We start from the raw sequence: 17,949 nt of genomic DNA, 5'->3' as shown, positions 1-17,949 counted from the left end.
GGCCCCATTCTCCCCGAGCCGCCTACTTTGCGCGCGGTGCCTCCAGCAGCTTGGCCATCGCGGTGTAGCCGCGCGCCTTCGCCAGTTGCAGCGGCGTGTTGCCCTGACGGTCGGTGAGCTTGAGGTCGGCGCCTGCCTCGACCAATGCGGCCAGCGTGCGCTGGTGGCGCGGGCCGCCGTCACCGAGCACGATGGATTCGATCACCGCCGTCCAGTGCAGGTTGTTGACGTGGTCCAGCGGGGCGCCCGCGGCGATGAGCCTGCGCACCACCTCGTCGTGGCCGAGGTGCGCGGCTGCGATGAGGGCGGTGCCGTCGTAGCGGCTCGTGGTCTGCCCGGCCTTGGCGCCGAGCGAGAGCAGCACCGAGAGCGTGGCCGCATCGTCGGCCACGGCGGCGATGGTGACGGCGTCGTAGCGGTCGTCCTCCAGCAGGTCGAGGTCTGCGCCGGCCTTGGCCAGCAGCCTGATCGCCTCGCGCTGCCGGGCGAAGGTGGCGACGTGCAGCGGCGTGCGCCCGCGCGAATCGCGCGCATCGAGGTTCGCACCCGAGGCGATCAGCGACTTCAGCTTCTGCAGGTCGCCGTGCCAGGCGGCCTGGTGCAGCCCCTCGAAGGCCAGCACCTCGGCCGCCAGCGGCGGCACCTGGGCAGGCGCAGCGGCCGGCACGCCCAGCCCGAGCGCAACCGCCAGCAGGCCCGGCCAGATACCGCGTGCGGTCATCAGAGCTGGCCCTTGACCTTCTCGAGCGCCGCGTTGGCGCACTGCTCGTCGAGGTGGCCGCCGGGCGCGCCGCCCACGCCGACCGCGCCGATCACCTCATTGCCCGATTTGACCGGGACGCCGCCGCCCAGCAGCAGGAAGCCCGGCAGGTACACCAGGTTGGCGGCGCCAGGGTTCTTCTGCGCGCCTTCCATCATGGCCTGCGTGGGGCTCTTGGCCGAAGCCGAGGTCCACGCCTTGCGCTCGCTCGATGCCAATGTGTGCGGGCCTGCGTTGTCGGCGCGCTGCACGGCACGCACGGTGCCGGCGCGGTCGACCACGGTGGCAGCCACGTTGTAGCCGTTGGCGGCGCAGGCGGCCACGGCTTCGGCGGCGATCTGGTTGGCCAGGGCGAGCGAGATGTTCTTCTCGGTGCGCACGGCCGGCGCGGGCGCCTGGGCCTGGGCCTGCACCTGGGCGGCGGAGGCTGCGAGCAGGACGGCGACGCCGCCGAGGCGGAAGATGGATTGCATTGTTCGTTATCTCCAGTGGATTCGGGTTGTTGCGCCGGCCCTTGCCGACGGCTGTGCCACTGTAGAAAACGCTGTCCGCGCGTGCCATTCGTACGGCTACGCCCGGCGCTCCGTAGTTCTACGGAGCGCCCTCCCCGTCCACCAGCACCGCATAGCGCCGGATCAGCTGCGCGAGCGAATCGCAGTCGAGCTTGGCGAACAGGTTGGCACGGTGCGTCTCGACCGTGCGCGGCGACAGCGCGAGCGTGCGCGCGATCTCCTTGTTGGTGAGCCCCTGCACGATGAAGGCCAGCACCTCGCGCTCGCGCTCCGACAGCTGCGCCACACGCTCACGCGCGGCGTTGTCGGCCTGCGAGCGCTCGCGCGAGCGCACATGTTGGCGCACCGCCTGCTGCAGCGCCTCGAGCAGCTGCTCGTCGTCCACCGGCTTCTCGAGGAACTCCGCCGCGCCGGCCTTGAAGGCGCGGCGGCACATCTCGACGGTGCCGTGGCCCGTCAGCATGATCACCGGCTGGTCGACGCCCTGCGCCACCAGCCGGTCGAGCACGGTGAGCCCGCTGATGCCGGGCATGCGCACGTCCAGCACGATGGCGCCGACGCTGGCGCGGTCGAAGCCGTCGATGAAGGCCTGCGGGTCGGCCCACGCCTGCACGCGCAGGCCGACCGTGCCGATCAGCAGCGAGAGGCCGTCGCGCACCGCCTGGTCGTCGTCGATCAGGTGGATGAGCGGGGATTGCGGCGGATGGATGCTTGTAGTGTTCACGACGAGGAAGACGACTACGGCGACTACGGCGGATCGGCCAGCGGCAGCAGCAAGGTGAAGCACGCGCCGCGCGGCGAGGCATTGGCGGCGCTCAGGCTGCCGCCCATGCCGCTGGCCAGCGTCTCGCTGAGGCTCAGGCCGAGGCCAAGCCCGCCCTCGCGCGTGCTGAAGAAGGGTTCGAAGAGACGCGGCAGCGCCTCGGGGGCGATGCCGCGGCCGTTGTCGGTCACGGTCAGGACGCCTTCCCGTCCCTTGCGATCGACGGACAACACCAGCCGCCGCTCGGCCGCCGGCACCAGGTCGAGTGCCTGCAGCGCGTTCATCAGCAGGTTGTGCACGATCTGCTCGAGCGCCACGTCCTCGGCCTGCACGCGCACCGGGGCCTGTGCCGATGCATCGAACTGTGCGGCGACGCCGCGCTTCGCGAACTCGGGCGCCAGCAGGTGCATGGCGCTGCGCACCACGTCCTGCAGCACCAGCGGCTTCGTCTCGCTGCCGGCGCCCGGACGTTCGATCACTCGGCGCAGCCGGCCCACCACGCCTGCCGCGCTGCGCGCCTGCTCTGCCGCGCGCCCCATCGCGTCGCGTGCCGTGTCCAGATCGGGCGGATCGTCGTCGAGCAGCCGGCGGGCGGCCTGGGTGTTGGCCAGCACTGCCGTGAGTGGCTGGTTGAGTTCGTGCGCAAGGCCTGCGGAAAGCTCGCCGAGCGCATTGAGCCGCGCGACCTGCCCGAGCCGCAGCAGTTCCTCGGCCCGGCGGCGCGCCACGCGCTGGCGCTGGGCGGTCCACAGGCCTGCGAGCAGCAGCGCCATCGCGGCGGCCCAGCCGGCGATGCCGCGCCAGGGCAGCTCGCCCCAACCCACCTGCCTCTCGGCGACCAGATCGAAAGGCTGGCTCGGAGACGCGAGCGCCTTGGTCAGGCCGAAGCGCCATCCGTTCGTGCTCGGCGAGATCGCGCCGGGCTGCAGCACCAGTTGCTGGCCGTCGCGCTGCAGGCTCAGCCGGACGGGGCTGCGCTGCGGATTCATCGGCCAGTCGCGCCAGGGCACGGAGCCGGCCAGGTCGATGTCGAGCGCGTAGCTGAAAGGCGTGGCGCCGATGACCAGCGTGTAGCGGCCATGGGCCAGGTCGAGCGTGGCCAGCTCGGCGCGCTGGAGGCTGCGTGAGCGCGCCTCGGCGGCTTCCAGTGCGCCGGCGCGCGCGCTGTCGGGCCAGGGCTGGTCGCGGTCGCGCCGCTGCACGCGCAGGATCGAGGAGTAGACGGAAGGCAGGCGCTGCTCGGGATGGTCCGCGCCCGTGCTGGGCTCCAGCAGCGCTAGCGTGGCCAGCACGGCATCGTACTGCACCATCTGCTGGCTCATGAGGCGGTGCGCGATGCGCACGTCGGTCTCGAAGTCCTGCTGCATCTGCGCAAGTTCGGCACGCGCGATCCACACGGCGCCCACGGCGGTGAGTGCCAGCCAGGCCAGCCACCATCCGCCTTGCGTACGCAACCACTGTTTCATGGCGCGGATTGTGCCCGGCGCGGCCAGGCGGCTTTCCTCTTGGCCGAAAATGCGGCACCAGCCATGGCCGACGTACAGGACTCCCTCTTTCCAGACCTCCCGCGCCCCGAAGAAGCGCCTTCGGCCGCGCCACCGCCGCCCGCCGAAGCATCCGCCGCGAAGAAGAAGCCGCCGCGCACCGCGACGGTCGAGCCCGCGCCGGCCGATCCGGAACTGGTCGAGCTGGCCGCCGCGCTGCCTCCCAACCTGCGCCTGGGCACCTCGTCGTGGAGCTACCCCGGCTGGGCCAACCTGGTGTGGGACGGCGAATACGCCGAGACCGTGCTTTCCAAGAACGGCCTCTGCGCGCTGGCGAAGCACCCGCTGTTTCGCACCGTGAGCGTCGACCGCAACTTCTACCGCGCCCTCACCGCCAGCCAATACGCGCGCTACGCCGCCATGGTGCCGGACGACTTCCGCTTCATGGTGAAGGCGCCCAGCCTGGTCACCGATGCCACGGTGCGCGACGAAAGCGGGCGCGGCATGCAGGCCAACCCGCTGTTCCTCAGCAGCGAGATCGCACGGCAGGAATTCGTCCTGCCCGCGCTCGAAGGCCTGGGCCATCGCATCGGCGTGCTGGTATTCCAGCTGAGCCCGATCCCCGGGCACCTCCTGGCCGACCAGCCCGCGCTGCTGGCGCGCATCGCGGCGATGCTCGAATCGCTGCCCGACATCACATCGGCCGCGCCCGACGCGGTGATCGCCGTCGAGGTGCGCGACCCTCAGCTGCTGAACCCCGCCTTCGCCGACATGCTGCGCAGCGTGCGCGCCACCTTCTGCATGGGCCTGCACGCCAAGATGCCGCCCATCGAAGACCAGCTGCCGATGCTGCGCGCCATGTGGCCCGGCCCGCTGGTGTGCCGCTGGAACCTGCACCGCCGGCACGGCCGCTTCGGGTATGAAGACGCGGAAAAGCTCTACGGCCCCTTCGACAAGATCGTCGACCCCGATCCGGAAACCCGCGCTGCGCTTGCCAAGGTGATAGCTGGCACCACCCGTGCGGGCCAGAACGCGTTCGTCACCGTGAGTAACAACGCCGAGGGCTGCGCGCCGCTGACGATCGCGCAGCTGGCGCGCGATGTCCTGGCCCTCGCATCGCGATAGCCTTCCCGCCAGCTAGCCGATGTTCTGCTTGGCAGCGACGGTCATCTCCACCTCGACCGTCGCGTTCTTCGGCAGCGCGTAGACACCGACCGCCGTGCGCACGTGCACGCCGGCCTCACCGAACACGCGGTGCAGCAGGTCGGAGGCGGCATCGGCCACTTCGCTCTGCTGCGTGAAGTCGGCGGTGCACTGCACGAACACGCCGACGCGCAGCACCTTTTCCACCGCGTCGAGCGAGCCGAGCGCGCGCCGCAGCAGCGCGAGGCTGCGCAGTGCGCAGATCTGCGCGCCCTCGCGGGCCTTGTCCAGCGACACCGCATCGCCGACGCGGCCCGTGACCACCACCGTGGTGCCCACGCGCGGCACCTGGCCGCTGAGATGGATGGTGCGGCCGTCGCGCACCAGCGGCACGTAGTGGCCGCCGGCAATGATCTCGCCGTCGAAGCTGTGGCCGATCTCGGCGGCGATCTGGTCGGCGATCTGGTCGCGGGTCATTTCTGCTGTCATGTCTGTTCCGTGAAAGGGAGTGCCATTGTCCTCAGCGCCTGCACGGCGAAACAGATACAGAAGGAGCCGATGCGAGGCAGAACAGAATGCGGGGGCCCATTTCAGGCCACCTCGGGCCATCGGCCCAGCACCTCGTGCACGCCCTCGCCCACGTGGCTGTCGATCAGCACCAGCGAGCCAGCCGACCATCGCACCGGCGCTTCGATCGCATGCCTTTCGAGCTTGCGCCGCGCATAGGCCAGCGTCATGTGCGGCGTGAAGGAGCGCGCAGGCTTCAGGCCCGCGTCGGCCAGCGCCTCGCCCAGGCGCTGCCGGAAAGCCTTGAGCGAGCGGACGCCGTCTTCGTCGTCGGCGCACAGCGCGAGCGCACCCTTGGCGAAGCTAATCGCCTTCTCGAAGACGATGTCGAAGGCAGGCGGCGGCACGGATGCGGCGGCCTTCGAGGCCAGCACGACCTTCTCGGCCGGCACCTCCTCGTAGTCGCCCAGGTCGAAGAGCGTGACGTGCAGGCGGTGCGCCGCCACCAGTGTTCCCTTGAGTGCGTGCTGCGAGTTCATGCGTTCGCCGAGCTCGGCGATCGAGGCGGCCTCCTGCGGGGCCGGAAGAATTGCGAAAAAGAGAGAGTGCCCGGGTGCCGCCGCCTTGCTGCGACGCACCTTGCTGCGGGGGCGTGGCAGGGGTTTGGGCGGAGGCTCGATACCGGGAAGAAGAAGCTGATCTGACATGCCTTGATCATCGCCCATGGCACGCGCCCTTCATCAGCGCTTCAGCAAGCGCCAAGCACTCCTTCAGGTTGCGTTTCGAGAATCGTCGCGAGCCGGTGGCACCGCATCTGTCGATGCGCCGGAGCCACCTGCCGACCGATCTCGATCAACCAACCATCCGAACAGGAAACTCATCTTGAAGACCAGAACGCAAGCCTGCACCGTCCTCGCGGCAGCCCTTCTCCTCGGCACCGCCTCCATGGCCGCCAGCGCCGCGGGACCGGGCCAGGATTCCGGCATCTACGTGGGCGGCGCCGTCGGCCGCTCGAGCTACAGCCTCTCGTCTTCCAACCGTGTGCCCGTGCCGTGGGGCGGCGAAAAAAGCAGCCGGAGCGGCACGGCCTACAAGCTGTACGGCGGCTATCGCTTCACCGAGACCTTCGGCGTCGAGGCGGGCTACGCGCGCCTTGGCCGCGTGAGCCAGTGGAGCTCGAACGGCGCCTATTCGCGCCTGCAGTCGGGCACGGGCCAGGTCTTCTACGCGGCAGCCACCGCCCGGCTGCCGCTGGGCGAATCGTTCGCGCTCAACGGCCGACTCGGCGTCGCGCGCGGCCGCATCTCCGGCGACAACAACTGGGCGCTGCCCAGCCAGCGCATCTCGGGCAGCTCGACCGGCCTGATGGCCGGCTTCGGCGCCGAATACCGCATGACGCAGAACCTGTCGATCACCGCCGACTACGACTACTTCGGCAAGCTGTCGAAGCAGGCGAAGGGCGGCATGGTGACGGTGGGCCTGAAGGCGAACTTCTGAGCATGGGCCTGCTGCATCGGCGCACCGGCTACCACTGGTAGCCGGCCTGCATCCTTGCGCCGACCTGCGCGCCGGAGCCGGTTGCAACGGAAAGCCCTCCGCCCACCTGCCAGTGGTCGTCGAGCTGGTAGGCAAAGCCCACGCCGAGCGCGCTCTGGCCCGCATAGTGGGCTGCCGCGGCGCCGACCCAGCGGCGGCCGGCCTGCAGCATCGGCACCGAAGGCATCGCCATTGCCTGGGCGACGCCGCGCGCCGCGAAGTCGCGCACCCCCTGCACCTGCGCGCCGAGCTGCGCGTTCGCACGCTCCAGCTGCGAGAGGTTGACCGCATCGGTGGGCAGGGTGCCGGGTGCCACGTTGACGATCTGGCGCGGCGCCGCCGCACTGCCCACGCTCACCGTGGAAGGACGATCGGCCACCGAGCCCTGCCCCAGCGCCACCGAATCGGGCGCCAGGGCCCGGGCGTTCGCGCCCAACGCCACCGCATTGACACCGCTGGCCAGCGAGGCCGCACCGATGGCCGTGGTCGGATCGGCCAGCGCCCGCGCGCCATCGCCGATGGCGAGCGAGCCCGCGTGGAGCGCCTGCGCGTCGCGGCCGATGGCCTGTGCGCCGTCGCCCTGCGCCGAGGCGCCGATGCCCACTGCGACGGCACCCATGCCGCTGGCGCTGGCCGCCGCCTGCCCGGGAATCGAGCAGCGCAAGGCCCCGCCGCTCACGGTGCACACGCCGAGCTGGCCGTTCACCACCGCCTGCAGTTGCACCGACTGCTCCTGGATCTGCGTCGTGTGCGTCTGCAGCTGCTGGGTCATGTCGATCACCTGCGTGCTCTGGTTCGTCGCGAGGGTCAGGGCCTGCTCGGCAGTGGTGCGCACGCCGTACAGCTGCGCTCCGTTGACGGCATCGGTCGAGGTGGCGCTGACGTCTCCGGCAACGACGCCGCTGATGCGCCCGGCATTGACGATGCCTGCCCCGCGGTTGTCGATGCCGCCCTGCGTGACAAGTTGGCCGCCCACCGCCGCGTTTCCACCGACGGACAAGGTGCCGGCACTGACCTGGCCGCTGGCTTCGATGCCCGCGACATTGGTCAGCGTGCGCTGGTTGCCCGGGGAACCGAAGGACACCACGTTGCTGCGCCCCCCGTCGTTGCTCTGGGCGCCAATGGCCACCGAGTTCTGCCCGCTGGCGGTGCTCAGCATGCCCAGAGCCAGGGAACGCACGCCACTGGCCCACGCACTGCGGCCCAGCGCAAGGGCTCCGTCGGCGCTGGCCAGGCTGGCATAGCCCAGCGCCGTCGCACCGTCGCCGGACGCGCGCGAGGCCGAACCCAGTGCCACGCTGCCGTAGCCGCCCGCGTCGCTGTCGGCCCCGACGGCGGTGCTGCGCTCGTCGCGCGCCTTGCTGTTGACGCCGAAGGCACTGGAGCGCACGCCGCTCGCCTGGCTGTCGTTGCCTACCGCGACCGCGCGCTCCTCGCTGGCGGCGCTGTCCGCACCGATCGAGACCGCCTCCACGGCCGAGGCCGCGCTGCGGTAGCCCAGCGCGACCGACGATTCCCCGCTCGCCTTGGCGACATTGCCCACGGCGAGGGCCGAGCCTGCGCTCGCTTCCGTGAATGAGCCGATCGCGGTGGCCGAATTCGCGCTCGCGTTGCTGCGCAGGCCGATCGCGGTCGCGCCATTGCCCGCGGCCTGCGCCCGGATGCCGTAGGCCGACGCATTGCTTCCGTAGGCCGTCGCCGAGCGCCCGATGGCCGTATTGCCTGAAGTGAGGTCGATCCCGGCCTGCGACTCGGCACCGCCGGCGATATTGCTCTGGCAGTCGGCCTGCACCACGTCGCGCGCCGTGCTGAAGCCGGAATAGGCGCCCTCGTCGCGGCTGCTGTAGAGCGTGCCGCCCGGACACACGTTGGGATTGAGCACCTGCGCCTGAACGGCGGGCACCGCACAGATGCCCAGGGCGCAGAGCAACCGCACTGCCGGCATCAGGCGCTGTGATGGATGGGGTTTCATGGTCTGTTCTCCTCGCTCTCGCGGCCCTGGAGGCCGCCCGGGCGATGCTGCCGGTGCAACGCGCCCGGCCCGTACCATGCTTTGTGGTAGCCTGCGGCGCCCCGGCCGACGGCCCCGCCCGGCCCGCCCTCTGATCGCGACCCGCGTGCCATGCCCTCCCGGACAACACCCTCCGATCCCGACGCCCTCCCCACCCGCTCCGCCGGCGGGGCTGAGCCGCTTTCGCTGCTGCGCCTGGCCCGCACCACCGGCAGCGAACGCTTCCAGCACGAGCTGCTGCGCCGCCTGCTCGACGAATTCCGCGCGGACCACGGCGCCATCAACACCTGGCATCCGCGCAGCTTCGTCTCGTCGGTGGGCATCGGCTACGATTTGGCCGCGATGAGCGAGCAGTGGAACCGGATCAACGGCGCCGAGCTGGACTTCATCACCTTCGCCATGCGCGCGCAGCCCGAGCAAGCCGCGTTCGCCAATGACGACGACCCGCGCTGGAATAAGACGCCGCCGGCCTGGCGCGAATTCCTGTCGAGCCACGGCATCGTCCACCAGATGGGCGTGGCGATTCCTTTCGAAGGCAGCGAAACCTTCGTGCACCTTTACCTCAACCGAGGCCCCGGCTCGCCGCCGCACACCGAGCGCGACGCGCGCGCGCTGACCGCCCTCACGCCGCAGATCCGCGAGTCGCTGCTGGTCAACCGGCTGTATGCCCATGCGCGCCAGGGCCTGGACGAGGAGTCGCGGCCGCTGGCACTTACCGATGCACAGGGCTGGGTGCTGTTCGCCAACCGCGCCTTCTGCGCCGCGTGGCCGGCGCTCGCCGCGCTTTCGGGCGCGACCTCGCCGCGCCTGCCGCAGGCGTGGCTGTCAGGCCAGCGGGCGGCATTGCGTCAGCTGGACGCCGCCGGATGGTCGATCGAGGTGGGCCCGGACGAAAACGGCCTGCGCGTCGCGCTGCAACGCCGCCCTGCACGCGACGGCATCGCCGCACTCACCGCGCGACAGGCCGAGATCGCGCGGCTGTACTGCATGGGGCACTCCAGCAAGGACGTCGGGCTCCGGCTCGGCCTTTCGCCGGCCACGGTGCGGGTGCACCTGCGCAACGCCTACAGCCGCGCGGGCGTGAGCAGCCGAGCCGCGCTGCGGGCCTGGCTGGGCATCTGAGGCGGGAAGGACGCGAGAGGTCGAGATGCCCCGCGGGCGAACCGGACGACACAAACCGGTTCGTGCCCCGAGGTCATGGCGCAGCGGACACGGCACTGGCAGAAGGGACACGGCTCACGGCCATGCGAAGCGCAACTCGATAATGCCGGCACTACTTCCAGCGCACTCCTTCACAGCATGAATCTCTCTGTCGCAGACCTCACGGCGTTCATAGAAATCGTGCGCAGTGGAAGCATCAGCCGTGCTGCGCAGCATCTGGGCGTCACCCAGCCCTCGGTGTCCAAGGCGATACGCCGGCTCGAAGACGAGGTGGGCGTGCAGTTGCTCGAACGGGGGCTGCATGGTGCAAGGTTGACGGCCGAAGGCGAGATGTTCCTGGAAGCGGCTCGACGTTTCGAGTTGCAGCGCTTCGATCTCACGCGCGCCGCCTCCGAACTGCGCGCACGGCATGCCGGTCTGCTGCGGCTCGGTATCACCAGCCCGGCAGCCGACAGCGTCGCGGTGATGGCCGCCGCCGAGATGGTGCGCAAACGCCCCGGCATGAGGCTGCGTCTTCGCATCGGCAAGTCCGACGCGCTCGATGCGGCCGTCGAAGACGGCGAGATCGACCTGGCGGTCGTGCCCTCCTACACGGGGCAGTCGTTGCTGAGCACGCAGCTCCAGCTCGGGGAGGACCACATTCGCGTGGTGGTGCGACAGGGGCATCCGCTGACGAAGAAGCCAGTCGTCGACCTGAACGACCTCACGCCCTATGCGTGGGTGATGGCGCCCCCGCAAAGTGCGGCGCGCAGGCACTTCTTCGCCATCTTCGAACGCAACGGCGTGCCCCTGCCGAGCGTGGCCGTCGAGACCGAATACACCTCCGAAGCGGCAATGGGGATCCTCAGCTCGACCGACCTCCTGAGCATCGTGCCCGACTCGGTGCTGCGCAGCTGGCTTGGCAAGGCAGTGCCGCTGAACATTCCCGAACTCGTGGTGAACCGGACGCTGGTGCTTCTGTCGCGCCCGGGCGCAAGGTGGTCGCCGCTGATGACGGACTTTCGCGAGCTGGTGTCGTCGTACCGCCCGAAGGGGCATTCCCCAGACGAATGAAACTGTGCGCCTGATGGACTGATTCTGGCGTGGATCTGGCAGTGCAATGGGAGCCTTCCAATTGCAAAGAAGCCATCCATGTCATTGCCAAACATCGTACTGATCGTCGCCGACAACCTGGGTTGGGGCGAGCTCGGCTGCTACGGCGGCGGCGCTTTGCGCGGCGCACCCACGCCACGCATCGACCAGCTGGCCCGTGAGGGCCTGCTGCTGCAGAACTTCAACGTCGAGAGCGACTGCGTGCCCACGCGGTCGGCGCTGATGACCGGGCGCCATCCGATCCGCACCGGGTGCCTGCAATCCGTGCCGCCGGGCATGCCGCAGGGGCTCACGCGGCGAGAGATCACGCTCGCGCAGTTGCTCTCGTCGCGCGGCTATGCCACCGCGCACTACGGCAAATGGCATCTCGGCGACGTCGAAGGCCGCTACCCCTCGGACCGCGGCTTCGACGAGTGGTACGGCATTCCGCGCACCACGGACGAGAGCCAGTTCACGTCCACCACCGGCTTCGATCCGAGCGTGGTCGACCTGCCCTACATCATGGAAGGCCGCTGCGGCGAGCCCTCGCGCCAGGTCAAGGTCTACGACCTCGAATCGCGCCGCGCCATCGACGAAGAACTCGTCGCGCGCTCATGCGATTTCATGCGTCGGCACAGCGAGGCCGGCCGGCCGTTCTTCCTGTACCTGCCGATGGTGCACCTGCACTTCCCCACGCTGCCGCACCGCGACTTTGCCGGCCGCACGGGCAACGGGGACTTCGCCGATTCCATGGCCGAGATGGATCACCGTGTCGGCCAGGTCATCGACGAGGTCGAACGCCTGGGGCTGGCGGACGACACGCTGTTCATCTTCTGCAGCGACAACGGCCCCGAGTTCCGCGCGCCCTATCGCGGCACGGCCGGCCCGTGGCGCGGCACGTACCACACGGCCATGGAAGGCAGCCTGCGCGTGCCCTTCATTGCGCGCTGGCCCGGGCGGATCGAGCCCGGTCGCGTCAGCAACGAGATCGTGCATGTGACGGATGTATTCGCGACGCTGGCAAAGGTCGCGGGCGCCGAGATTCCTTCGGATCGCCCGATCGACGGCGTGGATCAAGTGCCCTTCCTGCGCGGAGAACAGACCAAATCGGCGCGCGAGGGCTTCCCCTTCTTCATCAAGAACGAGCTGCGCGCACTGAAATGGCGCGACTGGAAGCTGCATTTCTATTGGGAGCCCGAAGTCAACGAGGGCAAGGGCAAGCTCGAGTCGCCCTACCTGTTCAACATCATCCGAGACCCCAAGGAAGAAACCGATGTGCTGGTCTTCAACACCTGGGTGATGGGGCCGATGCTGCGGATGCTGAAGGCCTTCAACGACAGCTGCCTGCAGTTTCCGAACACACCGCCAGGTGCCGCCGACTGAGCGCGCCACGTCCTTCTTTTTTCACCACACCGATCCAACTGGAGAGTCGCTCATGCCCTCGCACGTTTCTCGCCGTCTTCTCGTCGTCGCTGGCCTCGCCGGCGGCCTGTTCCTGCAACCGGCCCTGGCACAGGAAAAGCCCTGGCCGACGGCGAAGCCCATCACGTGGATGGTGGGCTTCGTGCCCGGAGGCTCGGTCGACGTGATCACGCGCGTGATCGCCAAAGCCGTGTCCGAGAAGATCGGGCAGTCCATCGTCATCGAGAACCGGCCCGGTGCGTCGGGTGCGTTGGCGCTGCAGGCTGTGGCTCGTGCACCCAAGGACGGCTACATGCTCGTGACCGTTCCCGGTCCGGTGCTCTACGGCCAGCGCCAGCCGGAAATCGGCAAGGAGCTGTCGGCTGTCGCGTTGATGTCGCAGGGCCCGATCGTGCTTGTCGGCAAGAAGGAGGGAGCGCCGCGAAACCTCTCCGAACTGATCCAAGCCATGAAGAAGACGCCTGCGCAATGGAACTTCGCGAGTTCGGGGACCGGCACCGGCCAGCACCTGGCAGGCGAACTGTTCAACAGCATGGCAGGCACCGAGATGGTCCACATCCCCTACAAGGGCGGCGGCCAGGCGGTGACGGACATCATCGGCGGCCAGACCAGCCTGGGCATGCTGGGCGTGACGCCCGTGCTCGCGCACATCAAGTCGGGCCAGCTCAAGGCCTATGCGGTGACGACGACCTTCCGCATCCCCAGCCTGCCCGATGTGCCAACGATGGAAGAGGCCGGCCTCAAGGGCTACGAAGCGACGCAGTACTTCGTCGCGGCAGTCCCTTCAGGTGTCGATGCGCGCATCGTCTCGCGACTCAACGCCGCCATCGAGGAGACCAGCCGCACACCCGAGGTGGTGGCTGCGCTGGCCGCAGGCGGTCAGGTGGCCGGCAAGCTTTCTCCCGCGGAGACCCAGAAGTTCGTCGTGAAGAGCCTCGCGAAATTCGACGCGGTGGCGAAGAAGGCCAACATCACGCTGAACTGAGGCCTGGTCGGCGGCGTGCTCGGCGCGCGCCGGCTCCGCCTGACCCCGCGGAGCCCTTCACTCCCACTCGATCGTCGCTGGCGGCTTGCTCGACACGTCGTAGGTCACGCGGTTGATGCCGCGCACCTCGTTGATGATGCGGCCCGACACCTTCTTGAGCAGCGCGTACGGCAGCTCGGCCCAGTCGGCGGTCATGAAGTCGCTGGTCTGCACGGCGCGCAGTGCCACCACGTAGTCGTAGGTGCGGCCGTCGCCCATCACGCCCACGCTCTTGACCGGCAGGAACACGGTGAAGGCCTGGCTCGTCAGGTCGTACCAGGTCTTGCCGGTGGCTTCGTCGGTGAAGTTGCGCAGTTCCTCGATGAAGATCGCGTCGGCGCGGCGCAGCAGGTCGGCGTATTCCTTCTTCACTTCGCCAAGGATGCGCACGCCCAGGCCCGGGCCGGGGAACGGGTGGCGATAGACCATCTCCGGCGGCAGGCCCAGGGCCACGCCGAGTTCGCGCACTTCGTCCTTGAACAGGTCGCGCAGCGGCTCCAGCAGCTTGAGGCCGAGTTGTTCGGGCAGGCCGCCCACGTTGTGGTGGCTCTTGATGGTGACGGCCTTCTTGCTCTTGGCGCCGCCCGACTCGATGACGTCGGGGTAGATCGTGCCCTGCGCCAGGAAGGTCGCGCCCTTGTGACCGCCGCCGCCCGCCTTGAGCTTCGCAGCCTCCTGCTTGAACACGGTGACGAACTCGCCGCCGATGATCTTGCGCTTGGCTTCCGGGTCGCTCACGCCCGCGAGCTTGCCGAGGAACAGGTCGCTGGCGTCGACGCGGATCACCTTCGCGTGCAGCTTGCCCTCGAACATCTCCATGACCATGTCACCCTCGTTCAGGCGCAGCAGGCCGTGGTCGACGAACACGCAGGTCAGCTGGTCGCCGATGGCGCGGTGGATCAGCGCGGCAGCCACGCTCGAATCGACACCGCCCGACAGGCCCAGGATGACTTCTTCATCGCCGACCTGCTCGCGGATCTTCTCGACGGCTTCGGCGATGTGGTCGCGCATGACCCAGTCGGGCTTGGCGCCGCAGATGCCGAGCACGAAGCGCTCGAGGATCGCCTTGCCCTGCACCGTGTGCGTGACTTCGGGATGGAACTGCACTGCGTAGTAGCGTCGGGCCTCGTCAGCCATGCCGGCGATGGGGCAGCTCTCGGTGCTGGCCATGAGCTTGAAGCCTGGCGGCAGTTCGGTGACCTTGTCGCCGTGGCTCATCCACACGTTGAGCATGCCGTGGCCTTCGGGCGTGGTGAAGTCGGCGATGTCCTTCAGCAGTGCCGTGTGGCCATGGGCACGCACGGCCGCGAAGCCGAACTCGCGCTTGTGGCCGCCCTCGACCTTGCCGCCGAGCTGGTGCGCCATCGTCTGCATGCCGTAGCAGATGCCAAGCACGGGCACGCCCAGGTCGAACACGGCCTGCGGGGCCTTGTCGGTGGTTTCCTCATACACGCTGGCGTGGCTGCCCGAGAGGATCACGCCCTTGAGGTGACCATCGGCCGCATATTCGCGCACCCACTCGTCGGTGACGTCGCAGGGATGCACTTCGCTCAGCACGTGGGCTTCGCGCACGCGGCGTGCGATGAGCTGCGTGACCTGCGAGCCGAAATCGAGGATGAGGATCTTGTCGTGTTGCATGGACGTTGGGACTCAGAGCGTTGAAATGTCGAGCAGCCTGACACCCGCGCGAGGTGCAGCCTGGATGAGTTGCTCGTCGAAGGTGGCGAGCGGGAGGTTGAGCGACTTGGCGAGCCAGAGATAGCCCGCGTCGTAGAGCGAGATGCCGGCGTCGATGGCCACCGCGAGCACGGCCTTGTGCTGGGCCGGAGCGAGTTCGTGCAGTTCGACGCGATGGCGGATCGCGTCGAGCACGCTCCACAGTCCTTCGACGGCGGACGAGGGAATGCGGCCGCTGCGCACGCCGTTGGCGAGGATGTTGGCGCACTCCCATTGCCAGGCGTTGGGCGCCTGCGGCTCGACTTCGTCGCGGCGGATGGCGGCGTAGAGCCTGCGGGTGTGCTCGCTGGCCATGTCGGGCAGCAGCCAGGCGGCGGTGACCGAGGCGTCCATGACGAAGGCGGTCATTGCTGGCGCCCCTCGTCGAGCAGTGCGCGCGGTCGCGGGCCGGGCTGGATGGTGGCGTGGAGCGCGTCGATCTGGCCCAGCTCACGCTCGATCTGCTCGTCGGTGATGACCGGCTTGCGGCGCACCGGCAGCATGCGCACGACTTCCTTGCCGTGGCGGGTGATGCGAACCTCCTCGCCCTTCTCGACGGAGTCGATCAGCGCGGAGAAGTTGTTCTTGGCTTCGGCGATGCCGATGGATTGCATTTGGGCCAGAAAATATAAATCTGGCCCAAATTCTAAATCCAATCTGGCCTGACTTTCAAGGTCTGGCCAGAACCCACTCAATCAGCGCGGTAGTTCGGCGCTTCCTTGGTGATCTGCACGTCGTGGACGTGGCTCTCACGGATGCCGGCCGTGGTGATCTCGACGAACTCGGCCTTGTTCTGCATGTCGGCGATGGTCGCGCAGCCGCAGTAGCCCATGCTGGCGCGCACGCCGCCGGCCATCTGGTAGACGATCGAGACGATCGAGCCCTTGTAGGGCACGCGGCCTTCGATGCCTTCGGGCACGAGCTTGTCGGTGTTGGGATTGCCGGTGGTCGACTCCTGGAAGTACCGGTCGGCACTGCCCTGCTGCATCGCACCGATCGAGCCCATGCCGCGGTAGCTCTTGTAGCTGCGGCCCTGGTACAGCACGATCTCGCCAGGCGCCTCTTCGGTGCCGGCGAACATGCTGCCCATCATGACGGTGCTCGCGCCGGCCGCGATGGCCTTGGCGATGTCGCCCGAATAGCGCACGCCGCCGTCGGAGATCAGCGGAATGCCCGTGCCCTGCAGCGCTGTGGCGACACTGTCGACCGCCATGATCTGCGGCACGCCCACGCCTGCCACGATCCGGGTGGTGCAGATGGAACCGGGGCCGATGCCGACCTTGACTGCGTCGGCTCCTGCATCGGCCAGCGCGCGGGCGGCGTCACCGGTGGCGATGTTGCCGCCGATCACGTCGACCTGCGGATAGTTCTTCTTGACCCAGCGCACGCGCTCGATCACGCCGGCGCTGTGGCCGTGGGCCGTGTCGACCACGATGGCGTCGACACCGGCCTTCACCAGCGCCTCGACGCGCTCCTCGGTGCCGTCACCCACGCCGACCGCCGCGCCCACGCGCAGGCGGCCGTTGGCGTCGCGCGCGGCGTTGGGGAAGCTGGTCTGCTTGGTGATGTCCTTGACGGTGATGAGGCCCTTGAGCTCCCAGTCGCCGTTGATGACGAGCAGGCGCTCGAGCTTGTGCTTGTTCAGCAGCGCCTTGGCTTCGGCGAGCGTGGTGCCGTCGGGCACGGTGATGAGCTTCTCGCGGCGCGTCATGATCTCGCTGACGGGCACGTCGTAGCGGCTCTCGAATCGCAGGTCGCGGCCGGTGACGATGCCGACCACCTTGCCGGCGTCGACCACCGGGAAGCCCGAGATGCCGAGCTGGTCGGACAGGGCCATCACCTGGCGCACAGAGTGAGTCGGCGTGATCACGACCGGATCGCGCAGCACGCCCGACTCGTAGCGCTTCACCCGGGCCACTTCTGCGGCCTGCTGCTGCGCTGTGAGGTTCTTGTGCACGATCCCGATGCCGCCTTCCTGCGCGATGGCGATCGCGAGGCGGGCTTCGGTCACGGTGTCCATGGCCGCCGAGACGAGCGGCAGGTTCAGCGTGATGTTGCGGGAGAGCTTGGTGGCGAGGGAGGTGTCCTTGGGCAGGACCTGGGAGAAGGCTGGCACCAACAACACGTCGTCGAAGGTCAGCGCTTTGCCGAGAAGGCGCATGGGTGAGGCTCCAAAAGACGGATTGTAACGAGGCCGCCAATGGGTTTGCCGACACAGGCAATTGATGAACGTTGCAAAACCACCCGCCCCGGATGTTGCAAAAAGTAAGGCCGGGCTAAACTTCGGGGATGAAATTCGTGCACTGGCTGGTACTGGGATGTGTCGTTTCGCTGCCGCTGTCGGCGAGCGCCCAATGGCAATGGCTCGACAAGAACGGCAAGAAGGTCTACAGCGACCAGGCCCCGCCGCCCGACGTGCCCGAGAAGAACATCCTGCGCCGCGTCGGCCCGCCGCCGGCGGCGCGTTCCACCGCCAACCCGAACGTCGACGCCCCGCCTGCTGCGGAAGGCGCCGCCGACGCCCCCGCTGCCGCGCCGACGGCAGCCGCAGCGCCGAAGCCGACCGGTGTCGACAAGGAACTCGAGGAAAAGACCAAGAAGGCCGAAGCCGAGCAGAAGAACAAGCAGGCCGAGGAGCAAGCCAAGGTCGCGAAGGCCAAGGCCGACAACTGCGCCCTCGCCCGCCAGAGCAAGGCCACGGTCGACAGCGGCATCCGCCTCGCGCGGGTCAACGCCAAGGGCGAGCGCGAGATCATGGACGACGCCGCCCGCGCCGCCGAGCAGAAGCGCATCCAGGACGTGATCAACAGCGACTGCAAGTAGCCGCAGTCACCGGCAG

18 protein-coding genes are annotated in these 17,949 nt (G+C 68.8%); 7 read left to right on the top strand and 11 right to left on the bottom strand.

What is annotated here, in order from left to right:
* Window positions 1–22: 22 nt before the first annotated feature.
* The 4 genes from FHY06_RS02785 to FHY06_RS02770 all read right to left on the bottom strand — a co-directional run bounded on the left by FHY06_RS02785 (window position 23) and on the right by FHY06_RS02770 (window position 3,501).
* Entirely contained in the window at window positions 23–721 is a 699-nt protein-coding gene (locus FHY06_RS02785) for an ankyrin repeat domain-containing protein (RefSeq protein WP_184603251.1), read from the bottom strand.
* Window positions 721–1,233 (bottom strand): GlcG/HbpS family heme-binding protein, encoded by a 513-nt coding sequence (locus tag FHY06_RS02780; protein WP_184603250.1) that lies wholly within the window; start codon window positions 1,231–1,233, stop codon window positions 721–723. Before FHY06_RS02780 ends, FHY06_RS02785 begins: the two co-directional genes overlap by 1 nt.
* A gap of 118 nt (window positions 1,234–1,351) precedes the next feature.
* Window positions 1,352–1,996, bottom strand: coding sequence for a response regulator transcription factor (locus tag FHY06_RS02775; RefSeq protein ID WP_019652780.1), 645 nt, complete (start codon window positions 1,994–1,996; stop codon window positions 1,352–1,354).
* 23 nt (window positions 1,997–2,019) lie between these two features.
* Complete coding sequence (locus tag FHY06_RS02770) at window positions 2,020–3,501, bottom strand: sensor histidine kinase (protein ID WP_184603249.1); 1,482 nt, start codon at window positions 3,499–3,501, stop codon at window positions 2,020–2,022.
* Window positions 3,502–3,564: 63 nt separating this feature from the next.
* On the opposite strand from FHY06_RS02770, the gene FHY06_RS02765 reads away from it, so the two are divergent.
* Window positions 3,565–4,644 carry a DUF72 domain-containing protein gene (locus FHY06_RS02765; RefSeq protein WP_184603247.1) on the top strand — a complete coding sequence of 360 codons (1,080 nt, stop codon included), beginning with the start codon at window positions 3,565–3,567 and terminating at the stop codon, window positions 4,642–4,644.
* A gap of 12 nt (window positions 4,645–4,656) precedes the next feature.
* On the opposite strand, the gene FHY06_RS02760 is transcribed toward FHY06_RS02765, so the two are convergent.
* Window positions 4,657–5,151: a RidA family protein gene (locus FHY06_RS02760; RefSeq protein ID WP_019652783.1), complete on the bottom strand. Its 495-nt coding sequence runs from the start codon at window positions 5,149–5,151 to the stop codon at window positions 4,657–4,659.
* 101 nt (window positions 5,152–5,252) lie between these two features.
* Window positions 5,253–5,876 carry a 2'-5' RNA ligase family protein gene (locus FHY06_RS02755; RefSeq protein WP_260309813.1) on the bottom strand — a complete coding sequence of 208 codons (624 nt, stop codon included), beginning with the start codon at window positions 5,874–5,876 and terminating at the stop codon, window positions 5,253–5,255.
* A gap of 175 nt (window positions 5,877–6,051) precedes the next feature.
* On the opposite strand from FHY06_RS02755, the gene FHY06_RS02750 reads away from it, so the two are divergent.
* A complete protein-coding gene (locus FHY06_RS02750; protein WP_165924447.1) occupies window positions 6,052–6,666 on the top strand; it encodes a porin family protein in 615 nt (204 codons plus the stop codon).
* A gap of 28 nt (window positions 6,667–6,694) precedes the next feature.
* Here FHY06_RS02750 and FHY06_RS02745 read toward each other — a convergent pair whose 3' ends face one another.
* The gene (locus FHY06_RS02745; protein WP_184603244.1) at window positions 6,695–8,677 is read right to left on the bottom strand and encodes a YadA family autotransporter adhesin; all 1,983 of its coding nucleotides are present in this window, start codon (window positions 8,675–8,677) and stop codon (window positions 6,695–6,697) included.
* A 150-nt stretch (window positions 8,678–8,827) separates the two neighbouring features.
* Here FHY06_RS02745 and FHY06_RS02740 point away from each other — a divergent pair, with 150 nt between their 5' ends.
* The 4 genes from FHY06_RS02740 to FHY06_RS02725 all read left to right on the top strand — a co-directional run bounded on the left by FHY06_RS02740 (window position 8,828) and on the right by FHY06_RS02725 (window position 13,355).
* Window positions 8,828–9,838: a helix-turn-helix transcriptional regulator gene (locus tag FHY06_RS02740; RefSeq protein WP_184603243.1), complete on the top strand. Its 1,011-nt coding sequence runs from the start codon at window positions 8,828–8,830 to the stop codon at window positions 9,836–9,838.
* A gap of 177 nt (window positions 9,839–10,015) precedes the next feature.
* Window positions 10,016–10,930 (top strand): LysR family transcriptional regulator, encoded by a 915-nt coding sequence (locus FHY06_RS02735; RefSeq protein ID WP_184603242.1) that lies wholly within the window; start codon window positions 10,016–10,018, stop codon window positions 10,928–10,930.
* A gap of 78 nt (window positions 10,931–11,008) precedes the next feature.
* Window positions 11,009–12,331, top strand: coding sequence for an arylsulfatase (locus tag FHY06_RS02730; RefSeq protein ID WP_184603240.1), 1,323 nt, complete (start codon window positions 11,009–11,011; stop codon window positions 12,329–12,331).
* A 52-nt stretch (window positions 12,332–12,383) separates the two neighbouring features.
* Window positions 12,384–13,355 carry a Bug family tripartite tricarboxylate transporter substrate binding protein gene (locus FHY06_RS02725; protein ID WP_019652791.1) on the top strand — a complete coding sequence of 324 codons (972 nt, stop codon included), beginning with the start codon at window positions 12,384–12,386 and terminating at the stop codon, window positions 13,353–13,355.
* Between the two features lie 57 nt (window positions 13,356–13,412).
* Here FHY06_RS02725 and guaA read toward each other — a convergent pair whose 3' ends face one another.
* The 4 genes from guaA to guaB all read right to left on the bottom strand — a co-directional run bounded on the left by guaA (window position 13,413) and on the right by guaB (window position 17,271).
* A complete protein-coding gene (gene guaA / locus FHY06_RS02720; RefSeq protein WP_019652792.1) occupies window positions 13,413–15,032 on the bottom strand; it encodes a glutamine-hydrolyzing GMP synthase in 1,620 nt (539 codons plus the stop codon).
* 12 nt (window positions 15,033–15,044) lie between these two features.
* The gene (locus tag FHY06_RS02715; protein WP_184603237.1) at window positions 15,045–15,479 is read right to left on the bottom strand and encodes a type II toxin-antitoxin system VapC family toxin; all 435 of its coding nucleotides are present in this window, start codon (window positions 15,477–15,479) and stop codon (window positions 15,045–15,047) included.
* Entirely contained in the window at window positions 15,476–15,724 is a 249-nt protein-coding gene (locus tag FHY06_RS02710; RefSeq protein ID WP_126181725.1) for a type II toxin-antitoxin system Phd/YefM family antitoxin, read from the bottom strand. Before FHY06_RS02710 ends, FHY06_RS02715 begins: the two co-directional genes overlap by 4 nt.
* A 77-nt stretch (window positions 15,725–15,801) precedes the next feature.
* Window positions 15,802–17,271 (bottom strand): IMP dehydrogenase, encoded by a 1,470-nt coding sequence (gene guaB, locus FHY06_RS02705; RefSeq protein WP_019652795.1) that lies wholly within the window; start codon window positions 17,269–17,271, stop codon window positions 15,802–15,804.
* A 128-nt stretch (window positions 17,272–17,399) separates the two neighbouring features.
* Between guaB and FHY06_RS02700 the strand changes: the two genes are divergently transcribed.
* A complete protein-coding gene (locus FHY06_RS02700) occupies window positions 17,400–17,933 on the top strand; it encodes a DUF4124 domain-containing protein (RefSeq protein WP_184603235.1) in 534 nt (177 codons plus the stop codon).
* The last annotated feature ends 16 nt before the right edge of the window (window positions 17,934–17,949 follow it).

Source organism: Variovorax atrisoli, from assembly GCF_014195185.1.
GTDB classification, from domain to species: Bacteria; Pseudomonadota; Gammaproteobacteria; order Burkholderiales; family Burkholderiaceae_C; genus Variovorax; species Variovorax atrisoli.
The sequence above is the reverse complement of the archived record's forward strand: the minus strand, read 5'-3'. Positions and strand labels throughout refer to the sequence as shown.